Here is an 18,133-nt window from a genome sequence, read left to right on the forward strand (position 1 = left end):
TTTCAACGGCTTGCCCGAATTTGGCTTTGCGGACTGTCAAAATCTGACGGGAACAGGGCCGAGTGATTTCAATGTGTTACCGCAGTCCAACCCTCTCGCACGGTTAGTGTCTGCGTACGACCCGTCCGAGACATTCGTGGTCAGGCAAGAGAGGGGCGAGATTTGGCCCATAGCCGACGTGGCAAAGGTCAGCTTCGGGCATTCTGATTGGCCAGCCGGCCAAGGGGCACAGAGTTGGGGCTGGAGCGCTGCCTGGAAGCGATGCTGGGGTGGTGCCGAAGTCGCGATTGGGGGCAGCATCCGTTCTCGGCAGGCGACCGCTTCTGCTCACGGACCCTGCCGACCCGCGCGAAAGTTGTGAACCTCGCCGCCGCAGATCAACGCCCGCGCCTTGATGCGGGCATCGAGGACAATGCCGGCGGCATCACAGCTGCAGCAGCAACTCGCGCAGCCCGGCGACAAACTTGTTCTGATGGCCGTTGCCCGGAAACGGCAGGTGATGCAGCTCGGCCTCGACCCCGGACAGGACCAGGGCAGCCTCGACATGGGCGCGAACGCAGCCGGCGACGCTGACGATCCGCTCTGGCCGGTACTCTTGGCTGCGAACGCCGCCACGCCGCAAGCGGCATCGTCTCGGTAATGGATTGACGGTCAGGGGGCATTACTACAGTTGTAGGTCGCTACCGTAGAGATAGGATCATTGGCGCAAGTAAGCGGCATCAAGAGCCGCATTGCATCGCGCGGAAACCACGCGCCTTGCCGTTGTAAGGCATGCGAGAATATTGCCCTGACCCGCCACGATTCCTTTACAACGTCGATTGGCATCCGCGTTGCAGCTCTTCAAAACATTAGCCGCGCGTGCCGCACATTTTTTTGCTAACTTGTCTTTTTCTTGGGAAAGGCAACTAAGGAGGTCTGTTTTGACCCACCCAGCCGCGTCTGTTTGTACCGGCACTCCTTTGCCACTGCACCGCTCTTGTAGTTCTTTGCCGCAAGCAAGATCCTCCGCCCGCGCCTTCTGTGCCTCAGCAACGTTGAAGTGGGCATCAGAGATAAACATTGCAGCAGAGAACGCGATAGCTGTGATGACACCACAACGGCGGAAAGCACCTCGCAGCATTTTCATTTTCCTTCTCCCGCTTTTGGGAGCGTAGCACGTATCGGCGCACTGCGCATCTCGTCGCCCGCCGTCAGCGCCGGACCACCTCTCGAAAAGCCGATCAAATCAGCAGATTTGACCCAATCCGGATTCAAGGGCGGCGAGGCCTCACGGCCCGCTCAATCCCGGAACCACCGATCGCATCGCTCGTGGAGCGAAGCAGATCCTGGCAAGGGATTCAAACTCCAGAAGGGCCAGGCCTTGCCGGGGCCCACATGTCCGCTTCCCACTCTGGCACGCAGATGCCGTCGGGGGGCGTCCACCCCATCACCCATTTAAGAAGCTGCCGGTTTATGTGCTGGGGAACGCAGGTGAGGGAATTCAATGACTTAGCTCCGCTTCCCAAGCTGAATGTCGTCGGTTCGATCCCGATCGCCCGCTCCAAAACCCCCTTGATTTCAACGGCCTGACCGAATTTGGCTTTGCTGACCGTCAAAATCTGACGGGAACAGGGTCGAGTGATTTCAATGTGTTACAGCAGTCCACCCCTCTCGCACGGTTAGTGTCCGCGTACGACCGAGGCTGTGTGGAAACGGGCTGATCTGGTAGGCTTTCTGGAGCGATCCGAGGGCTTGCATGGCGCGCTACATCGAAGGCGAGACCCGGCTGCAGAGACTGCTCCTGCCCGACTGTCTTGAGGACTACGTCAGCGAAGATAATCCGGTCCGGGTGGTGGATGTCTTCATCGACGAACTCGATCTGGGAACGATGGGCTTTGCCGGCCCGGCCTCGACGGGGCGGCCTGGATACCACCCCGCTACCCTTCTCAAGCTGTACCTCTACGGCTACCTCAACCAGGTTCAGTCGAGCCGCCGGCTGGAGCGCGAGGCCGGCCGCAACGTCGAGGTGATGTGGCTGACGGGCAAGCTTGCGCCCGACTTCAAGACCATCGCCGACTTTCGCCGTGACAATGGGGCTGCGATCCGGGCTGCCTGCGCGCAGTTCGTCGTGCTGTGCCGCCAACTCGGCCTTCTGGCAGGCGGCACCGTGGCCGTGGACGGCAGCCGGTTCAAGGCCGTCAACACGCGCGACAAGAACTTCACGCCCGGCGCGATCCGTCGCCGGATGGAGCAGGTGGAGGCAAGCATCGCACGCTATCTGTCGCTGCTCGATACGGCCGACCGGCAGGAGGATGACGTCGCGCAGATGCGCAGCATCCGCCTCAAGGACCGGCTTGATCGCCTGCGTCAGCAGATGCGTGACCTCCAGGCGATGGACCACGTCGTCGCGGTGGCGCCAGACCGTCAGGTCTCGCTGACCGATCCCGACGCCCGCGCCATGGCCACCAACGGCAAGGGCACTGGCCTCGTCGGCTACAACGTTCAGGCGGCGGTCGACGCCAAACATCATCTGATCGTGGCTCATGAGGTCACCAACATCGGCCACGACCGCAGCCAGCTCCGCCAGCATGGGGCGTCAGGCAAAGGATGCGACAGGAGCCGGTGCGCTGACTGTGCTGGCCGATCGCGGCTACTTCTCAGGCGAGGAGGTCCTGGCCTGCGACGAGATCGGCATCTCCGCCATCGTCCCCAAGCCCCTGACATCAGGGGCCAAAGCCGACGGGCGCTGGGGCAAGCAGGACTTCACCTACGATGCTCCGAGCGACACCTATCGCTGTCCCGCCGGCGAGACGCTCACATGGCGCTTCTCATCGGTCGAGAAGGATCTGACACTCCATACCTACTGGGCCGACGGCTGCGGAGCCTGCCTGGTCAAAGACCAATGCACCACCGGCAAGCAGCGCCGCATCAAGCGCTGGGAGCACGAGGTGGTGATCGAGGCCATGCAGCGCCGGCTCGATCGCATGCCCGACGCCATGCGGATCCGAAGGCGCACGGTCGAGCACGTCTTCGGCACGATCAAGGACTGGATGGGCCGAAGTCACTTCCTGACCCGCCACCTCCCCAATGTCGGAACCGAGATGAGCCTCCATGTGCTGGCCTACAATCTCAAGCGGGCCATCGCCATCCTCGGCGCGGCGACGTTGATGAAGGCCATGAGAGCCTGACCCTCAGACCCTGTCGCATCGTCAGAGCACGACCCTGAAAGACGTTTCCACACGGCCTCGACCCGTTGCGGACTTCGCGCGTCGCTGCAACGATACATAACAATCCGATTGCCCTCGTTTGGATGGTTTGTGATGCTCGGTTGGTTCAAGCAGACTCTATCAAGATCAGAAGGGCTGAATGCCTCCTTGGGAGACGTTGTATTCGAATCAAATCCGGTTTGGGGTCGATACAGCGGTAGATCATTCATGGTATGGAGGATAAAGAAAGCGCTAGACGGGCGATTTTTTCTAGGCGCTAAACTTCTTCCAGATTCTTATGCCGGCCCCGAAGGAGCGGTCGAGAATTTTATCAACTTTGATTTGCAATCAGCCGAACAGCTGAGGTCTGATCTAGATTACTGCATTGCAGAGTTAAAACGGCGAATTCAACAAAACGCCGCGACTCAACCAATCCGCACCTGAGCAGCCTGGAGAAACCAGCGAGGTCCAGTCTCCACCGATAACCGACTTTGGCAATGACAGCCCTAATCTCGCTTGCGGCTGCTTTGTCGCTGTCCTATTGGGGGACGCAGGCGCGCAAAATCAACGACTTAGCTCCGCTTCCCAAGCTGAAGTCGTCGGTTCGATCCCGATCGCCCGCTCCAAAAATCTATTTTATTACAGTACGTTAGCGCAAACTTGCATCGAGCGATGCCAGTAAGTCGAACTCTGTGGCAGGGCTTGGCAGGGAACGTGAGCGTGTAATTTCAATGGGTTAAGTAGGCGCCGCGCAAGGGGCTGGTCGCCTTGACCGACTCCGAAACGCGGCAATCGGTTGCAGTCTCTTTCGTCGGGCGGGTCCGCTTACGACCCATAACAGCCATTCGCTTCCCGCGTTCGCGACGGCGTTGATCGCGGTCAGCGCTCATTCATCGAATGCTGGCGAACAGAAAATAGCCAATGCTGGCAACAATCAACAACGCTGCCGTCACGGCGAGAAATCTGAGCAGGGATCGGCGTTCAATGTCCGATACCGATCTATTATCGCCGCTGCGAGGGAGGAACTTTACGAGAACGAAGATCAGCAAGAAAAAGAGCGCATAAAGCGCCAACGCCCATCCGGCGCCCCAAGCGGCCATCACGCATAGCATAACGATAAACCAGAAAACCTTGAAAAGCCTTTCGCCGATAGACCGGCTTGCTCTCCCGCTCCCTAGCATCAGGCTCTTCCATTCACGCGCAGCACTGCAACCGCAGTTGCGCACGCCCCTGACAACTCGACAAGGTCCGCTTTCGACCCAACTGCGACATTCGCGGCGAGCCGCTGAACGGTCAAAGGTGGCCCTTTTGTATGGACCGGCTGCGTTTCACAACGGTTGGGCGCGATAACGGAAGTCGCTCATATGTATCCGGCCTACTGATCGGCTCGCGGGCCGTGGCCTCGTTGGGAATACGCGCGCACCTTTGGCCTCATTACCAGATCGGCCGTTCAGCGGCCAAAAGGGCCACCAGGCTCTGGGTGCGCATATTGAATCCGTTCCATGCCTGCTCCGTCGCGAACTCCTTGGGAGGCTGCTAGATGGCGAGCGCCTCCTCGTGTGTGTCGAACGACCGTCCGTTGCGCAAAACGCTCCAGCTGATGCGAGCGAGCTTGTTGGCAAGGGCTGTCGCAAGCTTGTTGCGGTGAAGCCGCGGAGCCGCCTCCTTCAACCAGGTTCCGAAGCTGAACTTCTCCCAGTTCTGCGGTCTCATGATGATGACCTTCGCGGCTTGGATGAACAGCATTCTCAGATAGGTGTTGCCCTGTTTCGAGATGCGCCCGAGCACGGTTCTCCCGCCGGTGCTGTATTGCCGCGGGACGAGACCGAGCCAGGCGCCAAAATCGCGGCCTCGGTCGAAGGCTTCACCGTCGCCGATCGCGGCGACCAGCGCCGTCGAGATGATTGGCCCGACACCTGGAACGCTCATGAGCCGTGTGCAAGCAGCCTGCTCGGCCGCGATCTTCTCGATCTCGGCGGTGATCGTCTCGATCCGCTCGTCGAGCCACAGCCAGTCCTCGTAGAGGCCGACGATCAGATCGCTCATACGAGGCGAGATCTCATCGGCACGGTTCTTCAGGATGTCGAAGAGCGAGGTGCGCAGGGCCCGCAACCCCGGCCGAATGGCGATACCCTGCTCGATCAGGAACGCCCGGATCTGGTTGACCGTTGCGGTTCGGCGCGAGACCAGCCGCGACCGGATGCGGTGGTAGGCCTGCAAGTCGAGTTCGTCCTGCGTCTTCTCCCGCACCACCCGCAGGTTCGGTCGCAGCGCGGCCTCCGCGATGGCCTCGGCATCGTTGTAGTCGTTCTTCTGCCCCTTCGCGAAAGGCTTGGCGTACTTCGCCGGAATGATGCGGGGCTCATGGCCGAGCCTGCGCAGCGTACGGGCAACGAAATGCGCACTTAGGCACGCCTCCATTCCGACGATGCAGGCAGGAAGGATCTTGAAGGTCTCTTCGAGCGCCAAGCGTCGGATCTTGCGCCGGAAGGCGATCTTGCCGTTCGCGTCGAAGCCGACGAGGTGAAAGACGTCCTTGCCGATATCGATGCCGATAACGGTGAGTTCTGCTTCAGTGTTCGAAGTCGTCCTGGTCATGGGGCTGCTCCGGCTTGACGGTAAGGCCGCAGCTTACGCGGCCGCGGGAGCAGCCGGTCCATCCCATTACCCGACGTTTGGGATGTCTCCTTTCGGGCAGCCTGGCTGGCGCAGCGCGATACATTTCTTGCAGCGAACAATGCACCTAACCGGCCACCCAAGTCTCTTGCGGGCGGCCGGCTGGTCGGTCTCCGCGAGGGGGGCGGAGAAACGGTTCCTCCGAGCCTGAGATTCCAGCCTCTGGGGGCTCGCGAGGGCGTTCCGGACAGCACCGGCAAGATGCAGACGACGACGCCCACGAACGCCATCAGCGGGCCTCCTGTGGCCAGTCATGCGGCCTGCCTCGATCCGGTACGACCACTGCGAGCGGCGGACGACGCCACTCGCGTGGCTGGCGCTGGGACCTGCCTTCCTCTATCATCACGGGTGATTGAGCGCCTGGCCGTTTTTATGCTGGACTTAGTCGAGACGCGCGTCGGCACGCCCATCAGTGCGTGGTCATCGCGTGACATCAAACCAAACCGCTACAGCCTGATCCTCCGAGCCGTCACCGAGATGCGGTGAGGACCCTGACGCATGCAGGCGTTTTTCAAGAGGAGGAACACTCATGAAACTCAAGCAAATTGCTATCGGCATCTCGACAGTCATGTACCTCATCGGGGCGGCGATGTTTCTACCGAACGTTGGCCAAGCTCAGGATGCGAAGGTGAAGACGGCGATGGAGCTCTTGGAGTCGATGGCGAACAAGCTCGGTCCGCCAAGGATCGAAGGGACCGATGCTGTCGCTGGTAAGGCGGTGCCTGCCATTTATTTCGGTTCAACCAAGATGAACAACAGTTTCGACTTGGTTGATGAAGTCGTGAAGCAAGCTCAGGGGACGGCCACGATCTTCGTAAAGAGCGGTGACGAGTATGTTCGCGTCGCCACCAACGTGAAAAAGGATGATGGCTCGCGAGCGATCGGAACGATTCTGGATCCCAAAGGCAAAGCCATCGAGTTCATCAGGAAAGACGAAGCGTTCTATGGAGAGGTGGACATCCTCGGCAAACCCTACGTCGCAGGGTACAAGCCGATACGGGATTCGTCGAAAAACGTGATCGGTATCTACTACGTAGGCTATTTGAAGTAGCCCCGTCCGCTGCCCGAACGTGAAGCTGGGGCCGAGTTCCCGAACGGGACGATGGGTCATCGCGGCGTCGCGAATGGTGAAGCGTGAGCATCACCGAAGATCGGCTCAGGCCGGCATAGCGAGGCGGACCGTTCGACCGAACGTACCTTGCGCTCGGCTTCGTCAGCAGCAGCATCAGACGGATCACCCGAGCCAATGACACATAGCGGCGAGGATCATTTCGGAGCAGGCTAAGCCCGTAAGCCGCGCGGTCCAATGAGCTGCGCGGCTGCCGGTTTTTACGTTTGGGGAACACAGGTGCGGTAATTCAACGACTTAGCTCCGCTTCCCAAGCTGAATGTCGTCGGTTCGATCTCGATCGCCCGCTCCAAAACTTTTTGATTACAGAACGTTAGAGTTTTTTCGGGCGGCGTCGGTCATTCGAACTCGCCGGCATGGTCTGGCAGGGAACGCCGGCGGGCATTTTCAATTGTTTAAGAATTGGCCCTCGTATCGCGCAGGCCTCTCAGCCGGTGCGTTCGGCGATGGCGGTCCCTGCGGCCCAGCCTGATGACCACGCCCATTGGAAGTTGTAGCCACCAAGCCAGCCCGTGACGTCGACCACTTCACCGATGAAGTACAGGCCCTCGACGGTCCTTGTTTCCATCGTCCGTGAGTTCAGACCGGACGTATCGACGCCACCGAGCGTCACCTCCGCGGTCCGGTATCCTTCCGATCCGATGGGCATGACCTCCCAGCCGTGAATGGTGGAAGCGATCGCGGCGAGCTTCTTGTCGCTTGCGTCGCCGATGGGCCCCGTCCAACCATGGGCATCTGCGAGATAAGCGGCCAATCGCTTCGGCAGAAGGTCACCAAGCGTATTTGCGATGCTTCTGCGGCCGTTTTCCTGTCTGGACGCGCGCAAGTCGGCGAACACGTCCTGCGTGGGCAGGAACGCGATCCTGATCGGCTCCTTCTCGCGCCAATAGGACGAAGTCTGCAGAATCGCGGGACCGGAAAGACCGCGATGCGTGAACAGCAGCGCCTCATCGAATGTTGTCTTGCCGCACGAGACCCGTACATCTGCGGCGACGCCGGCAAGGTCGCGAAACCCGGCAAGAACGTCTTCACCGAATGTCAGCGGTACCAGGGCTGGGCGCGTTTCCGTGACCGCCAGACCAAACTGGCCGGCGATCTGGTAGCCAAGGCTGGATGCCCCCATTTTCGGGATGGATTTCCCCCCGGACGCTACGACAAAATGCCGGCACTGGATTTTTGCAGCCCCATCGCCACCAAGCGCGATTGCAAAGCCGTCATCGATCCGCTCGAGGCTTTCCAGTGTGGTTCTGAGGCGCAGTTCGCATGCCGCGCGCGCCATCTCATCCAACAGCATTGCGATAATTTGCTTGGCGGAATCATCGCAGAAGAGCTGCCCGAGCGTCTTTTCGTGATAGGCAATGCGGTGCTTTTCGACCAACGCAACGAAATCATGCTGCGTGTATCGGCCAAGCGCAGATTTCGCGAAATGGGGATTGTTCGAGAGAAAATTGCGCGCGCCTGTTCCGATATTGGTGAAGTTGCAGCGGCCTCCGCCGGAAATACGGATTTTTTCCCCGGGTGCTTTGGCATGATCGACAATGAGAACACGCCCGCCGCGCGCTGCGGCATGGATGGCGCACATCATTCCAGCAGCACCGGCGCCCAGAATGACAGTGTCGAAACGCTCAATCGGCATCAAATGCTGCTAGCCTCAGAACAGCCCTGACGGGCGCTGCGCAGCGTTCCCGATGACATCGCGCAACGCTCCGCCTCGGGTAGATGATCCGCGACCGTCCATCAACAGATGACACTACGATCGCGCGGTTTATCGCGCCCCGGCAATCCATTCGGCCTTTCCGTTAGGGAGTGCGAAGGACGACATTCAACGTCCTGGCACCGCTTCCAAACGCTGAATGTCGTCGGTTCGATCCCGATCGCCCGCTCCAAAAATCCCTTGGAACTCAGCTCGCTTAACGACCTCCCGCTGAGCTCGCGTGCCGCCGGCCCTGTTCAGGATGTTTCCCCGCAGCCCGTGTCAGCAGCGCACTTGAACGCCACAGCTCGGCCTCTTCCGGTGGCGCCGCGAGACTGGCGTGCCGGCCTTCGTGGCCACGTCCGAAAATGACAAGGTCGCAGCCTGAGCGCGCGTCACCGAACCCGGTGGCTTAGTCGGCGCCGATCCAGAGGCCGTCGCGTGAGCTCGATCGTTGCGCGCATGGCGGCGAGAGCCGCGTGCGTGTCGTTCCCCTGATCCCACGGAGGCCGCGAAGCCATTCCCGGTGGGTTTCGAGACCGGCCTTCCGCACACGTGATCGTTCTTGCTTGCCAAATCGCAAAGAAGGCCGCGGCGAACGGCAGTAGGAGCGCCTTGGTTCCCGATGCATCGCGACAAGGGGGCCGGCAGCGTGGCCCGGCAGTTCCGGCACCTGTCCATCTTCGCTTGCAGAAGAAGGGTGAACGCATGGCCGAACGTCTGACAAAGGCGGGAGCCCGAAATGTCTTCTACGGCGGATCGATTTTCTTCTTCGCCATCTTCGTCGGGCTCACCGCACACAGCCACTGGTTCATGCGGACGAAGTCCACCGATGAGTCGACCCTGACCCCCGCGGTCGCCCGCGGCAAGCATGTCTGGGAGCGCAATTCCTGCATCAACTGCCACACGCTTCTCGGCGAAGGCGCCTATTTCGCGCCCGAACTCGGCAATGTCTGGAAGCGCTACGGCGGCGACAAGGACGCGGCCGGCGCGCGCGAGAGTCTGAAGGCCTGGATGCAGGCTCAGCCGACCGGGATCGAGGGGCGGCGCCAGATGCCGCAATTCAACCTGACCGAGCAGGAACTCAAGGATCTGGCCGATTTCCTCGAATGGACGAGCCGGATCAAGACCCAGAACTGGCCGCCCAACGATGCCGGCTGAGACGTCGCGACAGGAGAAAGCCATGCCAGGCTACAACACGACGAGATACGAGACCCAGAATGTCGCGATGCTCTATTTCTACGGGGCGCTCGCCCTGTTCATCGCGCAGGTCGCCTTCGGGGTCGTGGCGGGACTGATCTATGTCCTGCCCAACACGCTTTCGGTCGTCCTGCCCTTCAACATCGTGCGCATGATCCACACCAACGCGCTGGTTGTGTGGCTGCTGCTCGGCTTCATGGGCGCGACCTATTACCTGCTGCCCGAGGAGGCGCAGACAGAATTGTACAGCCGCAAGATCGCCGTCATTCAGTTCTGGCTGTTCTTCGTGGCGGCCGCGGTCGCCGTGGTCGGCTATCTCTTCCGCATCCACGAGGGGCGCGAATTCCTCGAGCAGCCCTTCGCGATCAAGATCGGCATCGTCGTCGTCGTGCTGATGTTCCTGTTCAACATCACCATGACTTCACTGAAGGGCCGCAAGACCACCGTCACCAATATCCTGCTCTTCGGCATGTGGGGCCTGGCGATCTTCTTCCTCTTCGCCTTCTACAACCCCGCCAATCTTGCGCTCGACAAGATGTATTGGTGGTACGTCATCCATCTCTGGGTGGAGGGCGTCTGGGAGCTGATCATGGCCTCGGTGCTGGCCTTCCTGATGATCAAGCTCAATGGCGTCGACCGCGAAGTGGTCGAGAAGTGGCTCTACGTCATCGTCGGTCTCGCCCTGTTTTCCGGCATCCTCGGCACCGGCCATCACTATTACTGGATTGGAGCGCCGGGATACTGGCAGTGGATCGGCTCGCTGTTCTCCACGCTGGAGGTCGCGCCCTTCTTCACGATGGTGATCTTCACCTTCCAGATGACCTGGAAGGCCGGCCGCAATCACCCCAACAGGGCAGCGCTCCTGTGGTCGATCGGCTGCTCGGTGATGGCCTTCTTCGGCGCTGGCGTCTGGGGCTTCCTGCACACGCTGTCCTCGGTCAACTACTACACCCACGGCACGCAGGTCACGGCCGCCCACGGCCACCTCGCCTTCTTCGGCGCCTATGTGATGCTGAACCTCGCGGTGATGGCTTACGCCATTCCGGAGCTGAAGGGCCGCGCGCCCTACAACCAGTGGCTCTCGATCGTGAGCTTCTGGATGATGTGCACGGCCATGTCGGTCATGACCTTCGCGCTGACCTTTGCCGGCGTGGTGCAGGTCCATCTGCAGCGCGTCCTGGGCCAGTCCTTCATGGAGGTCCAGGACCAGATGGCCCTGTTCTACTGGATCCGGCTCGGCTCCGGCGTGGTGGTGGTGATCTCGGCGCTGATGTTCGTCTGGGCCGTACTGGTGCCCGGCCGTGAGCGCAGCCGCGCGCCGGTCGCGCTCGCCCAGCCGGCGGAATGATGCCGGGGCCCACCGGCCTTCCGGGCCGGTGGGCGGCTGCCTCCCTGTTCCAAGGATTTCTGCGATGAACATGATCCCGCGCCCGCCCGTCCCGGCTTCCGCCGCCGAGGTGCACGACATCGCCGCCTATACCGCTTCCGGCAACGAGCGCTTCCTGTTCGAGAAGGCCTGGGAGCGGCGTCTGCCGCTGCTGCTCAAAGGGCCGACGGGCTCGGGCAAGACACGCTTCGTCGCCCATATGGCCGCGAAACTCGGCCTGCCGCTGTTCACGGTGTCGTGCCATGACGATCTCTCCGCCGCCGACCTGACCGGTCGCTATCTGCTCAAGGGCGGCGAGACGGTGTGGACGGACGGACCGCTGACCCGGGCCGTGCGCGAGGGAGGGCTGTGCTATCTCGACGAGATCGTCGAGGCTCGCAAGGACGTAGCGGTCGTGCTGCATCCGCTCACCGACGACCGGCGTCTCCTGCCGCTGGAGCGCACCGGTGAGCTGCTGGCCGCTCCGCCCTCCTTCATGATCGTGGTGTCCTACAACCCCGGCTACCAGAACCTGCTCAAGAACCTGAAGCCCTCGACCCGCCAGCGCTTCGTCTCGATCAGCTTCGACTTCCTGCCGCGCGAGCAGGAGATCGGCGTCGTGGCGAAGGAAAGCGGGCTCGCCGAAGGCTCTGTCGCGCCGCTGGTCGACCTCGCCCGGCGCCTGCGCAGGCTGAAGGGGCAGGACATCGAGGAAGGTGTCTCGACCCGCCTTGTCGTCTATGCCGCCACCCTGCTCGCCGCCGGCCTGCCGCTCTCCGAGGCGGTGATGGCCGCCATCATAGAGCCACTGACCGACGAGCCAGAGGTCAAGGCCGGGCTCGTCGAGATTGCCCGCGCGGTTCTCGTCTAGGAGCTTTCCGATGCTGGATTTCCTCGAGCTGGAGGAGACGGTCGGGCGCTTCTGGCACAAGCTGGTCGGCGAGACCGCGAGCTTGCCGCATCATCCGCAGGCGGCGGTGACGCTGGCGAGCATGGCGCCGACACTGGCCGTCTGCTTTCGCGGATTTGGCGGCGAGCCCGGGGTCCGGATCGTGCCAGCCCGCGAGCGCGTTGCCGGTCATCGGCTCAATCTGCGCCAGCGCGTCGGCCTCGGTGAGGAACGGCTGGCACAGGCGCTGCGCACGCCGGACAGCCTGCAGCTTCCGGCCCGGATCGCACTGTTCCCCGAGCCCGAACTGAACCGCGACCTCTATGTCTGGCTCGCGGCCTGCATGGCCGTCATGGCGCCCGCAACCCTACCGGAGGGCGACCCGCTTCATCGCGACATCGCGCTCATCGCGGCGGCAAGCCGTCTGGTGGCCAAGGTCCTGACGCGTTTCCCCGGCCTCGCCCCGACCTATCGGCGCCTCGCCGCGATGCTTCTCGCAACCCGGAGCCGAAAGGGTCTGCCGGCGACCGAGGAGCGGATCGAGGCAGTGATCCGCGCGCTCCTGCGTGGTGAGGACATCGACCTCGACGCCGGGAGTTGGCCGGCCAGGGCGCCGGCCGGCTATCTGCCGGCGCTGGGAGTGCCGCTCTGGCCGCTGGCAAGCGCGGCCGCCCCGGCGCGCGCGCGGCGGCGCGACGAGGAGCAGTCGGGACCTGCCACTGCCCGCTCCGAAGCGCAGGAGAAGGCCTGCGCCGCCAGCCGCGACGAGACCGCCGAGGAGTGGCGCGAGCGCAGCCCCTTCATCCTCAACCGCTTCGAGAAGATCCTGGCGATGTCCGAGATGGTCGCCGTCGATCGCCCGTCCGACGACAGCGAGGAGCACGAGCCCGAGGCCGCGGACGAACTCGACGACATGGTGCTGAGCGAGCGCAAGGGCCGCCCGGCCTCACGCTTCCGCTTCGATCTCGACCTGCCGCCGGAGGCGATCGACGAGGCCGCCCTCACCGGGACCCTGACCTACCCGGAATGGGACTTCCGGAGCGCCTCCTATCGCGAGGACTACTGCCGGGTCCTTGCCGCGACGGCCCGGCAGGAGCTGGAACCGCCCGAGCAGGACGCGGCGACACGCGCGCTGGTGCGCCAGGTGCGCCGTCAGTTCGAGGCGCTGCGCCCCTTGCGTGTCCCGCAACGTGGGCAGATCGACGGCCCCGATCTCGATCTGGACGCCGTCGTGCGCCGGCAGGCCGAGCTCGCCGCCGGCGGGCCCGGCAGTGAGCGGATCCATCTGGCGACACGGCCGCAGGCGCATGACCTTGCCGTGACGACGCTGATGGATATCTCGCTCTCCACCGATTCCTGGTTCGACGACCTGCGCGTGCTCGACGTCGAGAAGCAGGCCCTCACTGTCTTCGCCCATGGCCTGGCCGCCTGCGGCGACCGGCACGAGATCCTGACATTCACCTCGCGCCGCCGCGACTGGGTCCGGATCGAAACGCTGAAGCGCTTCGACGAGGCCATGGGACCGGCTGTCGAGGCGCGCATCGCCGCGCTGCGGCCCGGATACTACACCCGCATCGGCACGGCGATCCGCCATGCCGCCGCCGGGCTCAGGGCGCGGCCCGACCGGCGAAAGCTGCTGCTCGTCCTTACCGACGGCAAGCCCAACGATATCGACCACTACGAGGGCCGTTTCGCCATGGAGGACACGCGCATGGCGGTGATCGAGGCGCGCCGCGCCGGCATCTGCGTCTTTGCCGTGACGGTGGACCGCGAGTCGCGCGCCTATATCCCGCATCTCTTCGGCCGCAACGGCCACGCCGTGGTCTCGAAGCTCGACCGCCTGCCGGCGGCCCTGCCGGCGATCTATCGCGCACTCGCAGCCTGAGCTTGATCCCGAAAAGCGGGAACCGGTTTCCGGAGAAGGTCACGCGACATCACGCTCTGAGGAGAACGCCATGACAGACGCCCAGATGGGCCTTGCCATCGCCACGCCGGCCATCATCGCGATGGCCGCAATGCTCTATCGCATGGGCGTGTTGCAGAAGGGCGGCGTCGCGGCAGCCGTGCTGATGTCGCTCGCCATTGCCGCCATGCTCTTCCTCGAACAGTGAGGCAGCCAAGCGCGCGCTGTTTGAGCCTCGACAAATTGCCACGGGCACGACCCGGCTAGTCTTCATGATACCCCGCATTCGGGGCCGAAACGGAGCCGGGACCATGACCACCCCACCCCTCGAACCCCTGGACGTGCACGCAATCCCGCACTCCATCCGCCATGCCACGATCTTCGGGATCCTGGAGCGTCTGGCCCCCGGCGAAGCCTTCAGGATCGTCAACGACCACGACCCCGCACCACTGCGACGGCAGATCGAGGCTCGCTATCCCGGCGCCTATTCCTGGGCCTATATCGTACCGGGGCCGGAGCTGTGGCAGGTCGAGATCGGCCGCAACGAAGCCGATGTCGGCACCGCCGATTGTGGCGGCCATGATGAAGGCCATTCCTGCACCTGCGGCCACTGAAGCCGCCCGACCGGGAGACCACAGCCATGCCGATGGCATCGCTGTCGCGCTGGACGATGAGCTATTTCGCAGCCGCGCTCGCCTTCCTGCTCGCGGCCGAGGCTCTCGCCATGGCTGGCCTGGGCTACCCGGCCGCTGGCCTCGGCGACCCCGCGACGCTCGTCCTCGTCCATATCGTGGTGATCGGCTGGCTCAGCCTCGCCATGGCGGGGGCGCTGCTGCAGTTCGTGCCGGTCCTGGTCTCCCGCCCCCTCGCCCTGCCGCAACTGGCCCTGCCTGCGCTCGTGTCGCTCAGTGCCGGCCTCCTCCTGCTCTGCATCGGCTTCGCGACGCTGGCCGGCTGGATCAACGGGCCGCTGGATGTCCTGCCGCTGGCGGCCGCTGCTCTGCTGACCGGCTTTGCCCTGCTCGGGATGATGCTGCTGGCAACAGTGCTGAGCGCGCGCCCGGTTACGCTGTTCTCATATTTCGTCCTGGCCGGTCTGGCCTGCCTCCTAGCCACGGCCCTGAGCGGCTCGGCTTTCGCCGCGATCCTGTCCGGCCGCGGGGGCTGGCTCGGCAACCTGGCGGTGCTGCCGGACGGCCTACCCTTTCATGCCTTGCTCGGCCTCGGTGGCTGGCTCGGGCTGATTGCCTTCGGCGTCAGCTACCGGCTCTTCGTCATGTTCATGATGTCGCCGGAACCGCCCGCCCGCCGCGTGCGGCCGGTGCTGGCCTGTGCCGGGCTTGGGCTTGCGACCGCGCTTGGCGGATTGCTCGCTCCCTTCGCCGGCTTCGCACCCGGGACCGGATGGCTCGCGACGGCGCTCGCCGCGCTCGCCATGGCGAGCGCGCTCTATTGCCGGGACATCCTCGCCCTCTATCGCACGCGCCGACGCAAGGCGCTCGAAATCAACATGCTCGCCGGCATCCCCGCCTATGTCTCGCTCGGTCTCGGCATCGCGCAGCTGCCGGTGGCGGTGGCGGTGGCGGCCGGTGACCGCATAATCGCTGCGCTGGCCTTCCTTCTCGTCTTCGGCTGGCTCAGCGGCCTGACGCTCGCCCAGCTCGTGAAGATCGTCTCCTTCATGACCTGGCTCGAGGCCTACGCGCCACGGCTCGGGCGCGGGCCGACGCCGCGCGTCGGCGAGCTTCTCGCCATGCCGCGCACGGGCTGGTGGTTTACGCTGTATTTTGGCGGCGTCACGCTGGGAACGGGCGCCCTGGCTGCCGGAGCAGCCTCCGGCTTCCGCTGGGCCATGCTGCCCTGTCTCGTGGGGACCGCCGGGGTTGCGGCAGAGCTCGTGCGCGTGCGCCGCTTGTCCGAGATCAAGGCCGACGCCCGGCCGCCAGCACATGAACACCCGAGGCTGCTGTTTGCACGCACCGGCGAAAGGAGACCACCTCATGTCGACCACCGAAACGCCGCAAGCCCGCGAGCTTGACGTCAGACCGATGTTGCGGGCTGGCGAGGAGCCGTTCCAGGCGATCATGGAGGCCGTGAGCGCATTGGCGCCCGGCCAGGCCCTTCGCCTTGTCGCGCCATTCAGGCCGGTGCCATTGTTCTCCGTCCTGGCAAACCGGGGCTTCTCGGCGAGCGACCGAGCACTCGACAACGGCGATTGGGAAGTGACCTTCGCACCCTTCCAGACCCCGGACACCAGCGAGGGTCTCGCCATCGGCAGCAGCCCCTCGGCCCTCTTCTGGGGCGAGCCTGCCGCGGAGCTCGACCTCTGCGACCTCGAGCCCCCCGAACCGATGGTGCGCATCCTCGAGACGCTCGAGAACCTGCAGCCAGGCGATGTCCTGTTTGCGCTCCTGGCTCGCGAGCCCGTCTTCCTGTTCCCGGAGCTGGCGAAGCGCCAGCACGAATGGGCCGGCAATTTCGACGCATCCGGCACGGCCTACCGCCTGCTCGTGCGCCATGGCGGCGGAAGCGCCCACCAATGAGTGTCAGCCTGCAACGCCTGGTTGAGATCGCGCTGCGCGACGTGCTCGACCCCGAGCTCGGCCGCAGCGTCGTCGATCTCGGCCTGATCTACACGATCCATGCGACATCGGACGGAGTGGTTGCGATCACCATGACCACGACGACCCGCGGCTGCCCGCTTGCGGGCTTCCTGAGAGAAGCCGTCGCGATGGCGGCGGGCGCTGTGGAAGGCGTCAGCGATGTCCTGGTGACGCTCACCTACGAGCCGGCCTGGAACCCCGGGATGATCGCCGCCGAATGAGCGCCGACGACGCTATCGTCAAAGATGTTGTGCTGCAACAAAGAGCGATTTCGCCAGGCTCCTAAAGTCTTCACGACCGGTAGATCTCCGGTCATTGGGCAAGGAGACAAGCCATGGGCGAAGAGCTCAAACTGACCCGTCGCAGTATTCTGGCGGGGGCGGCAGCCACCGGGGTATTCGTCCAGGCTGCCTCTGCGCCGGCTCAGGCACAGGCCGTGATGAGCAAGGCTTCGGCCGCGGATGTGGCGAAGCTGCCGCGCGTCAAGGCGAAACTGGTCGATCCGCCTTTCGTGCAGGTGCATGAGCAGGTCGCGACCGGTGGACCGAAGCTCATCGAGTTCGAAATGACGATCCGCGAGAAGAAGATCGTCCTCGACGATGCCGGCACCGAGACCTTCGCCTTTACCTTTAACGGTACTGTGCCCGGCCCGCTGATGGTCGTGCACGAGGGCGATTATGTCGAGCTCACCCTGATCAACGCCGAGACGAACGAGTTGATGCACAACATCGACTTCCATTCGGCGACGGGCGCGCTCGGTGGCGGGGCGCTGACCGAGGTCAGCCCCGGCGAGAAGGTCGTGCTGCGCTGGAAGGCCACCCGGCCGGGCGTGTTCGTCTACCACTGCGCCCCGCCCGGCATGGTGCCCTGGCACGTCACCGCCGGCATGAACGGCGCAATCATGGTGCTGCCGCGCGACGGGCTGAAGGACCATCTGGGCAAGCTGCTGAAATACGACAAGGTCTATTATGTGGGCGAGCAGGACTTCTATGTCCCGCGCGACGAGAGCGGCAAGTTCAAGCGCTATGCCAGCGCCGGCGAGGCCCATGAGGACGTGCAGAAGGCGATGCGGACGCTGACACCGAGCCATATCGTCTTCAACGGCAGGGTCGGCGGGTTGACCGGCAAGAACGCCATGACCGCCAAGGTCGGCGAGACCGTGCTGATCGTCCATTCGCAGGCCAACCGCGATACCCGTCCGCACCTGATCGGCGGCCATGGCGATTATGTCTGGGCCACGGGCAAGTTCCGCAATCCGCCGGAGCGTGACCTGGAAACCTGGTTCATCCCGGGCGGTTGCGCCGGAGCTGCGCTCTACACCTTCCTGCAGCCGGGCATCTACGCCTATGTCAACCACAACCTGATCGAGGCCTTCGAGCTCGGCGCCGCCGGACATTTCAAGGTCGAGGGCGAGTGGAACGACGACCTGATGAAGCAGATCCTGGGCCCTGCCGGCATCTGACCTTCCGCCTGTCTCCCCGCTTTTCGC

16 protein-coding genes and 1 pseudogene are annotated in these 18,133 nt (G+C 63.5%); 12 read left to right on the forward strand and 5 right to left on the reverse strand.

The genetic code is table 11. The features are described 5' to 3' along the window. Positions 1 to 424 precede the first annotated feature (424 nt). Both BIWAKO_RS09300 and BIWAKO_RS35295 read right to left on the reverse strand, forming a co-directional pair. Positions 425 to 622: a hypothetical protein gene (locus BIWAKO_RS09300; RefSeq protein ID WP_069878464.1), complete on the reverse strand. Its 198-nt coding sequence runs from the start codon at positions 620 to 622 to the stop codon at positions 425 to 427. A gap of 75 nt (positions 623 to 697) precedes the next feature. After that, on the reverse strand, positions 698 to 1,126 hold the full coding sequence (locus BIWAKO_RS35295) for a hypothetical protein (protein WP_141740031.1): 429 nt from the start codon (positions 1,124 to 1,126) through the stop codon (positions 698 to 700). 609 nt (positions 1,127 to 1,735) lie between these two features. Here BIWAKO_RS35295 and BIWAKO_RS09305 point away from each other — a divergent pair. Next, positions 1,736 to 3,167 (forward strand): annotated as a pseudogene (locus BIWAKO_RS09305) (IS1182 family transposase). Positions 3,168 to 4,075: 908 nt separating this feature from the next. Here the strand turns inward: BIWAKO_RS09305 and BIWAKO_RS09310 are convergent. Together BIWAKO_RS09310 and BIWAKO_RS09315 are read right to left on the reverse strand one after the other, a co-directional pair. Then, a complete protein-coding gene (locus tag BIWAKO_RS09310; RefSeq protein WP_141740032.1) occupies positions 4,076 to 4,285 on the reverse strand; it encodes a hypothetical protein in 210 nt (69 codons plus the stop codon). 436 nt (positions 4,286 to 4,721) lie between these two features. After that, complete coding sequence (locus BIWAKO_RS09315) at positions 4,722 to 5,783, reverse strand: IS110 family RNA-guided transposase (protein WP_069878466.1); 1,062 nt, start codon at positions 5,781 to 5,783, stop codon at positions 4,722 to 4,724. A 607-nt stretch (positions 5,784 to 6,390) separates the two neighbouring features. Here BIWAKO_RS09315 and BIWAKO_RS09320 point away from each other — a divergent pair. Further along, the gene (locus tag BIWAKO_RS09320; protein WP_069878467.1) at positions 6,391 to 6,912 is read left to right on the forward strand and encodes a Cache 3/Cache 2 fusion domain-containing protein; all 522 of its coding nucleotides are present in this window, start codon (positions 6,391 to 6,393) and stop codon (positions 6,910 to 6,912) included. 505 nt (positions 6,913 to 7,417) lie between these two features. On the opposite strand, the gene BIWAKO_RS09325 is transcribed toward BIWAKO_RS09320, so the two are convergent. Next, positions 7,418 to 8,620 carry a BaiN/RdsA family NAD(P)/FAD-dependent oxidoreductase gene (locus BIWAKO_RS09325; protein WP_141740342.1) on the reverse strand — a complete coding sequence of 401 codons (1,203 nt, stop codon included), beginning with the start codon at positions 8,618 to 8,620 and terminating at the stop codon, positions 7,418 to 7,420. Between the two features lie 771 nt (positions 8,621 to 9,391). Here BIWAKO_RS09325 and BIWAKO_RS09330 point away from each other — a divergent pair. The 10 genes from BIWAKO_RS09330 to nirK all read left to right on the forward strand — a co-directional run bounded on the left by BIWAKO_RS09330 (position 9,392) and on the right by nirK (position 18,106). Then, positions 9,392 to 9,844, forward strand: coding sequence for a c-type cytochrome (locus BIWAKO_RS09330; RefSeq protein ID WP_069878469.1), 453 nt, complete (start codon positions 9,392 to 9,394; stop codon positions 9,842 to 9,844). A gap of 22 nt (positions 9,845 to 9,866) precedes the next feature. Further along, complete coding sequence (locus BIWAKO_RS09335) at positions 9,867 to 11,231, forward strand: cbb3-type cytochrome c oxidase subunit I (RefSeq protein ID WP_069882309.1); 1,365 nt, start codon at positions 9,867 to 9,869, stop codon at positions 11,229 to 11,231. A gap of 70 nt (positions 11,232 to 11,301) precedes the next feature. Continuing rightward, a complete protein-coding gene (locus BIWAKO_RS09340) occupies positions 11,302 to 12,120 on the forward strand; it encodes a CbbQ/NirQ/NorQ/GpvN family protein (RefSeq protein WP_244523630.1) in 819 nt (272 codons plus the stop codon). A gap of 10 nt (positions 12,121 to 12,130) precedes the next feature. Continuing rightward, complete coding sequence (locus tag BIWAKO_RS09345; RefSeq protein ID WP_069878471.1) at positions 12,131 to 14,023, forward strand: nitric oxide reductase activation protein NorD; 1,893 nt, start codon at positions 12,131 to 12,133, stop codon at positions 14,021 to 14,023. Positions 14,024 to 14,093: 70 nt separating this feature from the next. Beyond that, positions 14,094 to 14,249 (forward strand): hypothetical protein, encoded by a 156-nt coding sequence (locus tag BIWAKO_RS35915; RefSeq protein ID WP_176733292.1) that lies wholly within the window; start codon positions 14,094 to 14,096, stop codon positions 14,247 to 14,249. Between the two features lie 103 nt (positions 14,250 to 14,352). Next, positions 14,353 to 14,655: a DUF2249 domain-containing protein gene (locus BIWAKO_RS09350; protein WP_069878472.1), complete on the forward strand. Its 303-nt coding sequence runs from the start codon at positions 14,353 to 14,355 to the stop codon at positions 14,653 to 14,655. A 26-nt stretch (positions 14,656 to 14,681) separates the two neighbouring features. Next, positions 14,682 to 16,079 carry a hypothetical protein gene (locus BIWAKO_RS09355; RefSeq protein ID WP_074471526.1) on the forward strand — a complete coding sequence of 466 codons (1,398 nt, stop codon included), beginning with the start codon at positions 14,682 to 14,684 and terminating at the stop codon, positions 16,077 to 16,079. Next, complete coding sequence (locus BIWAKO_RS09360; RefSeq protein ID WP_069878474.1) at positions 16,042 to 16,584, forward strand: DUF2249 domain-containing protein; 543 nt, start codon at positions 16,042 to 16,044, stop codon at positions 16,582 to 16,584. The genes BIWAKO_RS09355 and BIWAKO_RS09360 overlap by 38 nt, the downstream gene beginning before the upstream one ends. After that, complete coding sequence (locus BIWAKO_RS09365; RefSeq protein WP_069878475.1) at positions 16,581 to 16,865, forward strand: metal-sulfur cluster assembly factor; 285 nt, start codon at positions 16,581 to 16,583, stop codon at positions 16,863 to 16,865. Before BIWAKO_RS09360 ends, BIWAKO_RS09365 begins: the two co-directional genes overlap by 4 nt. Before the next feature lie 113 nt (positions 16,866 to 16,978). Beyond that, on the forward strand, positions 16,979 to 18,106 hold the full coding sequence (nirK, locus tag BIWAKO_RS09370; protein WP_069878476.1) for a copper-containing nitrite reductase: 1,128 nt from the start codon (positions 16,979 to 16,981) through the stop codon (positions 18,104 to 18,106). The last annotated feature ends 27 nt before the right edge of the window (positions 18,107 to 18,133 follow it).

Source organism: Bosea sp. BIWAKO-01 (assembly GCF_001748145.1).
Lineage (GTDB): Bacteria > Pseudomonadota > Alphaproteobacteria > Rhizobiales > Beijerinckiaceae > Allobosea.